Below are 9649 nucleotides of genomic sequence, written 5' to 3' on the forward strand. Positions count from 1 at the left end.
ATGAAGGTTAATTCCCGTGTGGTAAGATGTTTATAGGTCATTTGTGGTTACCTCTCTTTTGATTAGGGATATTCAAAAGTCTACCACAAATGGCTTTTTTATTTCTAACTTAATTTTACAAACGACGTAAGTAAAAATTCTCTGGACAACTCCAAATTATTCATAGTAAAGGTACACGTGAGATTCTTAGTTTTATATTGGTACTCAAGTTTTACAGTCTTATGCTGCATTTGTTCTTCCTACGTAGGGCATCAAGTCATTAACTGTGTATGCAGTTGCAGCTTACTTTTCAGTCGTATTGATGCTACTTGAGTTTAATAAAGTATTACCAGTTGTTGCAGTTTCAAGATTTAATGAAGAACGGACTAGGTTTGTAATTCGCTGCTTTTCTGTTGCTGGGACTGCTTCAAAAGATATCCCTGATATTAAATCAGCGGAACCTTGTAAATGATCTGAAGTCATATTATGTGTGGTGCCACGGTATTTCAATGCCAATAACAGCATATCATTGAAAGTAATATCTGTTTTTAGCTGTTTTTTAATTTCTTTGAAGAAGCTTTCAGTCAAAAGGGACTTTAATTTTGTTCCATTCTGAACAACTTCTGCTAGGACTTGACGCTGCCTTTGCTGACGCCCATAATCTCCTAATGGATCGGAATGACGCATTCTAACGTATGCAAGAGCTGTACTGCCATTCATCTGAGTTTCTTTGTTTTTAATGAATGAATGTCCGCCATATGAAAAAGTTAGAAGAGGCTTAATGGTGACACCGCCAACAGCGTTAACCATATTTTCAAGTCCACCCATGTTGATTGTTGCATAAAAATCAATTGGAATATTCAAGTAATTTTGAATGGTTTTAATCGCTGTCCCTGAGCCACCGTAATCATATGCCGAGTTTAGTTTGCTGGGGTAATATTTTTTGTACCCAGTTACTGCAACAAGAGCATCACGTGGAAGACTAACAATCGTCATTTTCTTTTTTTGCGGATTTAATGTTAGGACAATCATGGTATCAGTTCGGCCTTTAAAGCTTCGCCCAACAGCACCTGTATCGGTACCCATCAGTAAGATAGAAATGGGCTTGCCTGCTTTTAGTAAATTTTGAGTATTACGAGCCTTTGTTATATTGCTTGAACTGTATATTTTGGTTGTCATTTTCTGAGCAGTGTTATAGATACGACCAAGATATAGAAAGAAGATTCCAAGTAGCACAACGAACACACATAAAAATGCCGTGAAATATTTATGCTTCCGCGGTTTAGCAGCCTGATCTTTTCTTTTCTTTACTTCTGAACGTTTCAATTCTGGCTCTGTGCCCACAATATTTCATCTCCTCTGATGAATCAACAGTTACAATTTTAACAGAGAATAATACTTATGACCAATTAAGAAAGCGATAAGTCAAGTTGTAAGCCAACTGTAACAAGAAATTGTATAGCGCCAGAGCTGGGTCAAAGATTAAATTTTGGCTTTTATCAATTTATGCTGGACTTTTGAAAGAAACATTATGTATAAATAATGCGCTTTTTTGCTAAAAGCGATGTATTTTTAGTAGTATCAAAAAATATCAGAAATAAATACTGTATAATAGTATAAAATAAAAAATAGTAAAACAGCTGAATTAATTGTTATATTTAGTGAAGGGACAAGGTGGCTTAATTAATGAAATGTCAACGTTGTGGATATGGTATCAAGAAAAATGAGCGTTATTGTAGTCATTGTGGAGTGCAACAAGAAGTTTTTGAAGCGGAATTTGAAGCAAAAAAATGTAAATTTTGTAAGAAGAAGATTCCAATTAATGCGAATTACTGTTCGTACTGTGGGAAAGACCAGTCTTTTATCGATGTAAAAGGCTTCACAGAAAATCCTATGACTGCTGAAAAAATAGAAATTGAAGAAGAAAAGAAAAATGCGAAGGAAACACAGGTAAAAAAGCTGTTACTGAATGAAAATAAAAACCCCGGAATTTTTGTTTCTACAAGACTGATGCTTAAGGATATGTTTGTGTTGCAAAAAAGAATGGGGAGAGCTGATTTTTGGTGGTCAATTGTGGGAATTTTTGCACTATCATTAATATTTGGCATGATATTAGGAGAAGTGCTTGTAATTGTAAATAAATTTGACCCTGCGGCTATAGATTTGACAGAACAAATTGCGATAGGCATTTGGATGACTTTGATCTATGTTTCAATTACAACTGCCCAGATAAGAAGGCTTCATGATTGCAGTTTACCGGGAATTTTGATACTTATAAAATTTTTCTTTGGATTTGGAGATTTTTTGCTGTTTTTGCTGCTGATTTTGCCCCAATCAAAGCGCGATATGAGTTATACTTTTAATAAGAAGTAATAGATAGACTATATCCAGTATTGGGGAATTAACAATGATTAGGGGAAATAAAATACGATTGCGGCATGTCCAGCTTGGTGATGTCGGTGATTTATATGAATATAGCTCTCAAAAAGAGGTTGCACAAGCGGCCGGTTTTATTCAGAGTGGCACGTACTCAGCGGCTAAGGATTTCTACACAGAGCTTGATACCGAATTGGCATGGGTAATAACTCTGCCAAATGGGAAAGTGATTGGAAATATTTGTTTGTATGAACAGGAACTTGCTTTTGTGGAACAGACCGTAAAGCGAGTGGCAGTGGGATATGCTCTCAATAATAAGTATTGGAATAAGGGTTATATGGCTGAAGCGATGCAGTTATTAGTCGAGTGGATTAAGAATAATAAAAAGATGATAGCTGTAATTGAGGCGTATGTGACCATCGAGAATGTTGCATCACAACGTGTACTGGAAAAAGCAGGATTTACGGTTTCTTCAGTTATTGAGGTTCCGTATTTTGAAGCACAACTTATGAAAAACAAAGTAATAGCCTATGAAAAAATTCTTGAAAAAAGGAGGAATTGAATATGCAGTTAACCAAAGGCTTTGAGCAGGCAGCATGTATTATTGCACTTTTAGCAACTCAAAAAAGAGATGTCCCGCTGTCGTCACAGATAATTCACGAAAGGATAAAAGGCTCACAAACCTATTTGCAAAAAATAATGCGCAAATTAGTAGTTGCGGGTTTAATAACATCTGTTTCAGGCAATAGCGGTGGATTTTCTTTGGCGAAAGATCCCAAAGAGATAACCTTTCTGCAGATTGTGAATGCGACTGAGGGGGATATAAAAACATATCCTGACTTAGGCTTTCTTGACTTAGTATTCAAAGACTTTTTGCCAATATCGCATGAAGCAACACATGTAATTGGTGAACTTTTTCAAGAAGCTGATAAACGATGGTGTGAATATTTAAGTGAAAAAACTGTCCATGATATCATCCTAGAAACTTTTGGTAACCGACAAGTTAAGTTGGTTGACTGGAACGATCCTGATGTGACGAAAAAACAAGAAATGGCAGAACTATTGAAAAATATTAAGTACTGAAAAATTGGTATATAAGCTCTTTTTTTGTAAAGTTACCCCTTTAACAAAGCATACTTTTTTTATTTATTGAATTCCTTAATTACAAGTAATTGCTTACATAAGTGATAATTATTTTGTTCACAAGGAAAAAACAAGCTAGTATTTGATAGTTCTCAATGCTATCATAATCCTTGAATTTACAAGCATCATTTATTAATTGATGCAGACAAGTCAGTATGAGTTGATTAAAAAGGAGTTTTGCTACAATGAAAGACAAAGGAAAATATTATGGTGCTGATGCTTTAATTGACAGCCTTGCAAATCATGACGTTGAATATGTATTTGGTATTCCTGGCGCAAAGATTGATCGTGTGTTTGAGAAGCTTGAACATCCGACCAACCCTAGAGCGCCAAAGTTGATTTTGACCCGTCATGAACAAAATGCCGCATTTATGGCTGCAGGTATCGGTCGAATTACGGGCAAACCGGGGGTTGTATTGACGACCTCAGGACCAGGTGCAAGCAACCTTGCAACAGGACTTGTTACTGCAACTGCTGAGGGAGATCCAGTGCTGGCGATTTCAGGACAAGTTCAAAGAACTGATTTGCTTCGTTTGACGCATCAAAGCATGGATAATGCTGCTTTATTTGCACCGATTACAAAATATAGTGCTGAAGTGCAAGATCCTGACAATATCTCGGAGGTCGTTGCTAATGCTTATCGTGAAGCAGAGGCAGGAAAACAAGGGGCAGGATTTGTTTCTGTACCGCAAGATGTTGTTGATGCCGAAGTAAACACAAAAGTAATTAAGCCATTAATTGCGCCCAAATTAGGGCCAGCAAGTCCCGTTGAATCTACATTGCTTGCGCAAAGAATCAAGGCTGCGCAAATGCCAGTTTTACTTGTTGGAATGCGTGCCTCATCTCCAGAAGCAACAAAAGCAATTCGAACATTGATTTCGGAGACACATCTACCTGTTGTTGAAACATTCCAAGGAGCTGGGATTATTCCTCGTGATATGGAAAGTGATTTCTTTGGTCGTGTTGGTTTGTTCCGCAACCAACCAGGTGATCGTTTGCTTAAGAAGAGTGATCTGGTTGTTGCAATTGGTTATGATCCAATTGAATATGAGCCAAGAAACTGGAATGCTGCAGGTGATGCGAACATTGTTGTCATTGATACGATTGAATCCCAGATAGACAAGAATTTTCAACCTGAACGCGAATTAATTGGAAACATCGAACAAACATTGGATTTCTTGTTACCATACATGAAAGGATACAAGGTGCCTGAAACATCACGCAACTATTTGTCAGATTTACACGTCAAACTTGAAGAACGTGATGAAGCTCCAGCAGTTGAAAAAGAGCAAGTGCTAAATCATCCGTTGAGTGTTATCCGCGAGATGCAAAGCCATATAACAGATGACATGACAGTCACTGTTGATGTGGGGAGTTTTTATATTTGGATGGCACGCCATTTTAGAAGTTATGTGCCCCGTCATTTATTGTTCAGTAATGGGATGCAAACATTGGGTGTTGCACTACCATGGGCAATTGCGGCAGCTTTAGTTCGACCAGATGCGCAAATTGTTTCAGTTTCTGGTGATGGCGGCTTCTTATTTTCTAGTCAAGATTTAGAAACAGCAGTTCGTCTTAACTTAAACATTGTGCATATTATTTGGAATGATGGTAATTTCGATATGGTCAAATTCCAAGAAGAGCTTAAGTATGGACAGGATGCTGGTGTAAAATTCGGACCAGTGGATTTTGCCAAGTATGCTGAAAGCTTTGGCGCTACTGGATTGAAGGTTACAAAGGCAAGCGAACTTAAAGCGGTTCTTGATAAAGCATTTGCAACAAAAGGACCAGTTGTTGTCGATATTCCAGTCGATTACAGTTTTAATCATGAACTGGGTACACAAATTTTAGATGATCAAATTCATTAAGCAGCAGTTGAGAAAGATTGCACTTATTTACAGGTGTTGTCTTTTATTTTCGACAGCGTATAATTAAATATATCGAAAAGAGGTTGCAGATGATATTAGTAGCTGCTACGAAATGTTGAGGCATTGGTGAGTTGCAGTGAAAGGAGATTTTGCCGAAATAATTGGCTGCTTTAACAGCTAGTTGTTGGGATTCAGCTTAAGAGGCTGGAGACTGTCGTGCGGATTTGCGCGGAGAGCTATCGAGTATGACTTTTTATTAGTTTATGAATTATATGGGAGTGTGACATAAGCCATGAAAATTTTGGCTTATGAAACACATTTGTTCGTAATAAATAGAGGAGTTGGCTCAAAATTTAATTTTTGACCCAGCTCCTTTTTATCTACACTGTTATTCATATGTAAAGGGTTAATTGACTGAAGTACATGCTTGGTTGCCTCTTAAAAATTTAGGAGGAAAAATGGAAGCAAAAAAAGTTACAAGAAAAGTTAGTCGAACCCTAAAGACAAGACATTTGTCAATGATTGCTCTTGGGGGAAGTATTGGAACAGGTTTATTTGTTGCAAGCGGTTCTGCAATTAGTACTGCGGGACCTGGTGGGGCTCTAGCAGCTTACATAGGGATTGGAATAATGGTCTATTTTTTGATGACCAGCTTAGGTGAAATGGCAACCTATTTGCCGGTCACGGGGTCCTTTGCAACATATTCCAGCAGATTTGTTGATCCTGCATTTGGTTTTGCAATGGGTTGGAATTATTGGTTCAATTGGGCAATCACACTTGCAGTTGATGTCAGTACAGTTGCGTTAGTGATGAAGTTTTGGTTTCCTCATATTCCAACCTGGATATTTAGTATGGCAGCATTGGTAATCATATTTGCCATTAATGCATTTTCGGTTTTGTCATTTGGAGAAGCTGAGTATTGGATGTCGCTAATCAAGGTAGTTACGGTTATCATTTTCTTACTTGTTGGTTTTTTGACAATAATTGGCATTATGGGTGGTCATGCAGTAGGACTTGAGAATTTTGTTTACCACAAAGCGCCATTTGTTGGAGGAATTCCAACTTTATTAAGTGTTTTTGTAGTGGCAGGTTTTTCATTCCAAGGGACAGAGCTGATTGGAATTACAGCTGGTGAATCTGCGACACCTGAGAAGAGTATCCCCAAGGCAATTAAACAGGTGTTTTGGAGAATTTTGTTATTCTATATTCTTTCAATTTTTGTGATAGCTTGTTTAATTCCGTATACAAGCTCTAATTTATTAGGTTCAAGTGCGAGTGATATTACAATCAGTCCGTTTACACTTGTTTTTAAAAGAGCAGGATTGGCGTCGGCTGCTAGTGTGATGAATGCGGTGATTTTAACTTCAGTAATTTCCGCAGCAAATTCTGGGATGTATGCCTCTACAAGAATGCTTTTTTCACTAGCACATCATGGTAATGCTCCACGGATATTTAGTAAGTTAAATACACGAGGAGTTCCCTTCTATGCATTGCTGGGAACAACTGCGGTTGGGTTGCTGACTTTCTTTGCAAGTGTGTATGGTACTAGAATATATTCATTCTTGTTAAGTGCGAGTGGCTTAACGGGATTCATCGCATGGCTTGGAATAGCAGTTTCGCATTATCGTTTTAGAAAGGCATTTAAAGCACAAGGCAAGTCTTTGGACAATTTGAGGTATCATGCGAAATGGTTTCCTTTTGGCCCAATACTTTCGTTTATTCTGTGTGTATTGGTAATAATCGGACAAGATTTAAAGTCGTTTGCTAACTGGGATTGGCAGGCAATTGGTGTCAGCTATATGAGTATCCCATTGTTTCTAGTTTTGTTTTTCTATTATAAGATTAAGTATCATACGAAAATGATTCCATTGGAAAAAGTCGATTTAACACCGCATGATATTGCAAGCAAAAAAAGTGATTAACAGTTGCATTTTTATTGAAGAAATACTATTATTATGGATAGATGATATATCAGAAAACATTTGAGTACGCCTCAAGTAGACTTTCAGAGACATGATGGTTGGTGCAAATCATGAAGTCGAAATTCCAGCGTTCGTTATGTGGGCAGGTAATGCTGCACGGGAGACCGTTATTCTAGTTGAGTGCGATTTCATTGAAGTCGAACTTGGGTGGTACCGCGAATGAAGTCTTTTCGTCCCAATTGAGGGATGAGAAGGCTTTTTTTATTCAATAAAAATAGGAGGAGAAATAAAAATGTTAGATATCAAAATGATTCGGCTTAATGAAGACGAAGTTAAGACAAGACTGGCAACGCGCAATATTAAACCTGAAATAATTGATGAGTTGCTTGAACAAGATAAGGTACGGCGTGAGCTAGTTGTTAAGACAGAGACCCTTAAGCAAAAAAGAAATGAAGTATCACAAGCAATTGCTCAAGCAAAAAGAAACAAGGAAGATGCAGCAGCTGCGATTGCCGAAATGAAAGAAGTCGGCAATGAGATAAAACAGCTCGATGGGCAGCTCAATATAGTGAATGATAAAGTTCTTGATATGGCAGCAAGATTACCTAATTTGCCTAACCCAACTATTCCTGTTGGTCCGGATGAAGCGGCAAATGTAGAAATTAAAGTTGTTGGAACTCCTCGTGAATTTGATTTTAAACCAAGGGCGCATTGGGATATCGGAGAAAAACTGGGAATTTTGGATTTTGAACGTGGAGCAAAAGTTTCAGGTAGTCGTTTCCTATACTATAAAGGATGGGGTGCAAAGTTAGAGCGCGCTATCTATAACTTCATGTTAGATGAACATGCTAAAGAAGGTTATACAGAAGTGCTGCCGCCGTATATGGTAAATGGGGCTTCTATGTTTGGCACAGGCCAATTTCCTAAGTTCAAAGAAGATGTTTTCCAGATTGAAGGCCAGGACCTAACTTTAATTCCTACGGCAGAGGTTCCTTTAACAAACTATTATCGTGATGAAGTTATTCCAGATGAAGATTTGCCAGTATATTTTACAGCGCTATCACCATCTTTCAGATCAGAAGCTGGTAGTGCGGGTCGAGATACAAGAGGGTTGATAAGACTGCATCAGTTTAATAAAGTAGAAATGGTCAAGTATTGTAAACAAGAAGATTCTTATGATGAATTGGAAAAAATGACTTTAAATGCTGGCAATATTCTTGACAAATTAAGACTTCCATACCATATTATTACACTTTCGACTGGCGATATGGGCTTTTCTGCAGCTATGACCCATGATGTTGAAGTTTGGATGCCTACACAGCATGTATATCGTGAAATTTCAAGCTGCTCTAATTGTGAAGATTTTCAAGCACGAAGAGCACATATTCAGTACCGTGATGAAGAGGGCAAATTAAAATTTGTGCATACTTTGAATGGTTCTGGACTTGCCGTTGGAAGAACAGTGGCAGCAATCATAGAGAACTGTCAAAACGAGGACGGTACAATTACTGTACCAGAAGTGCTTCGTCCATATTTGAACGGTCTAGAGGTTATTAAGTAGCAAAAGATTGATTTATGGAATAGATTAAATAATCTAAGATTAGTTCTGACATTATATTGATGAAAATCAGTTAATGTCAGAACTTTTTTGTTTTACATTGAAAGACGGGGTCAAAAGTTAAATTTTGATTCAGTTTCTCTATTTATTCCGTATAAACGTGTTTCATAAGTCAAAATTCTCCGTCTAACTTCGAATTACTCATAGCAAAGTGCCTGCTATGTTCGTAATTTCGAGTTAGTACTCAAATTTTCCCGACTTATGGCACACTCCCATTATGATCCATGTTACTTTCTTTTTTCAATGTGTTTTGTCTTACCGGTTTGGATGATGTAGAATCTCCACTATTGAGGATAAAAATAAAAAAAGTTGTTGACGCAATATGAAATAGTTGGTATGATATACATTGTTGTCGAGGAGATAGATTACTTTTTTCTCCTTGATAGGACGTACATAGTGAGGTTATTTTAACAGGTTGTTGGTTTTGGAAATTTGTGATTGAGTTTGAAAAACTTATTGACATTCTAATGGATAACACGTATAATAATTTCTTGTGTCATGTCTAAGAGTAGACCTTTGAAAACTGAACAAAGTTTCGACAAATCAAATGTGTAGGGTCTCTTGTTTAGTACAAGAGCAAACATTTGCGAAGTCAATTCGCTAGTAAATAATTAATTAAAGAGTCACAAACTTTTAAAATGAGAGTTTGATCCTGGCTCAGGACGAACGCTGGCGGCGTGCCTAATACATGCAAGTCGAACGCAAAGCTTTCACCGAATGCTTGCATTCACCGGAAGTTTTGA

At 37.4% G+C, this 9649-nt stretch carries 7 protein-coding genes, 1 rRNA gene and 1 riboswitch; of the genes, 7 read left to right on the forward strand and 1 reads right to left on the reverse strand.

All coding sequences use genetic code 11. The annotated features are described in order from the left end of the window. Positions 1 to 282: 282 nt before the first annotated feature. Positions 283 to 1323 (reverse strand): LCP family protein, encoded by a 1041-nt coding sequence (locus FFX44_RS12420; RefSeq protein WP_289981667.1) that lies wholly within the window; start codon positions 1321 to 1323, stop codon positions 283 to 285. Positions 1324 to 1665: 342 nt separating this feature from the next. On the opposite strand from FFX44_RS12420, the gene FFX44_RS12425 reads away from it, so the two are divergent. The 7 genes from FFX44_RS12425 to FFX44_RS12455 all read left to right on the forward strand — a co-directional run. Then, on the forward strand, positions 1666 to 2352 hold the full coding sequence (locus FFX44_RS12425; protein WP_289981675.1) for a DUF805 domain-containing protein: 687 nt from the start codon (positions 1666 to 1668) through the stop codon (positions 2350 to 2352). Between the two features lie 34 nt (positions 2353 to 2386). Continuing rightward, positions 2387 to 2917: a GNAT family N-acetyltransferase gene (locus tag FFX44_RS12430; protein ID WP_289981680.1), complete on the forward strand. Its 531-nt coding sequence runs from the start codon at positions 2387 to 2389 to the stop codon at positions 2915 to 2917. Positions 2918 to 2919: 2 nt separating this feature from the next. Then, complete coding sequence (locus FFX44_RS12435; protein ID WP_289981686.1) at positions 2920 to 3438, forward strand: Rrf2 family transcriptional regulator; 519 nt, start codon at positions 2920 to 2922, stop codon at positions 3436 to 3438. Positions 3439 to 3683: 245 nt separating this feature from the next. Then, on the forward strand, positions 3684 to 5366 hold the full coding sequence (gene alsS, locus FFX44_RS12440) for an acetolactate synthase AlsS (RefSeq protein WP_289981701.1): 1683 nt from the start codon (positions 3684 to 3686) through the stop codon (positions 5364 to 5366). 69 nt (positions 5367 to 5435) lie between these two features. Continuing rightward, positions 5436 to 5613, forward strand: a riboswitch (Lysine riboswitch). Between the two features lie 211 nt (positions 5614 to 5824). Further along, positions 5825 to 7288 (forward strand): amino acid permease, encoded by a 1464-nt coding sequence (locus tag FFX44_RS12445; RefSeq protein WP_289981706.1) that lies wholly within the window; start codon positions 5825 to 5827, stop codon positions 7286 to 7288. A 292-nt stretch (positions 7289 to 7580) separates the two neighbouring features. After that, entirely contained in the window at positions 7581 to 8849 is a 1269-nt protein-coding gene (gene serS, locus FFX44_RS12450) for a serine--tRNA ligase (protein WP_289981712.1), read from the forward strand. Between the two features lie 691 nt (positions 8850 to 9540). Continuing rightward, positions 9541 to 9649, forward strand: a 16S ribosomal RNA gene (locus tag FFX44_RS12455); the annotation flags it as partial.

Origin of the sequence: Lactobacillus sp. UCMA15818, assembly GCF_030400225.1 — a bacterium.
GTDB lineage: Bacteria > Bacillota > Bacilli > Lactobacillales > Lactobacillaceae > Liquorilactobacillus.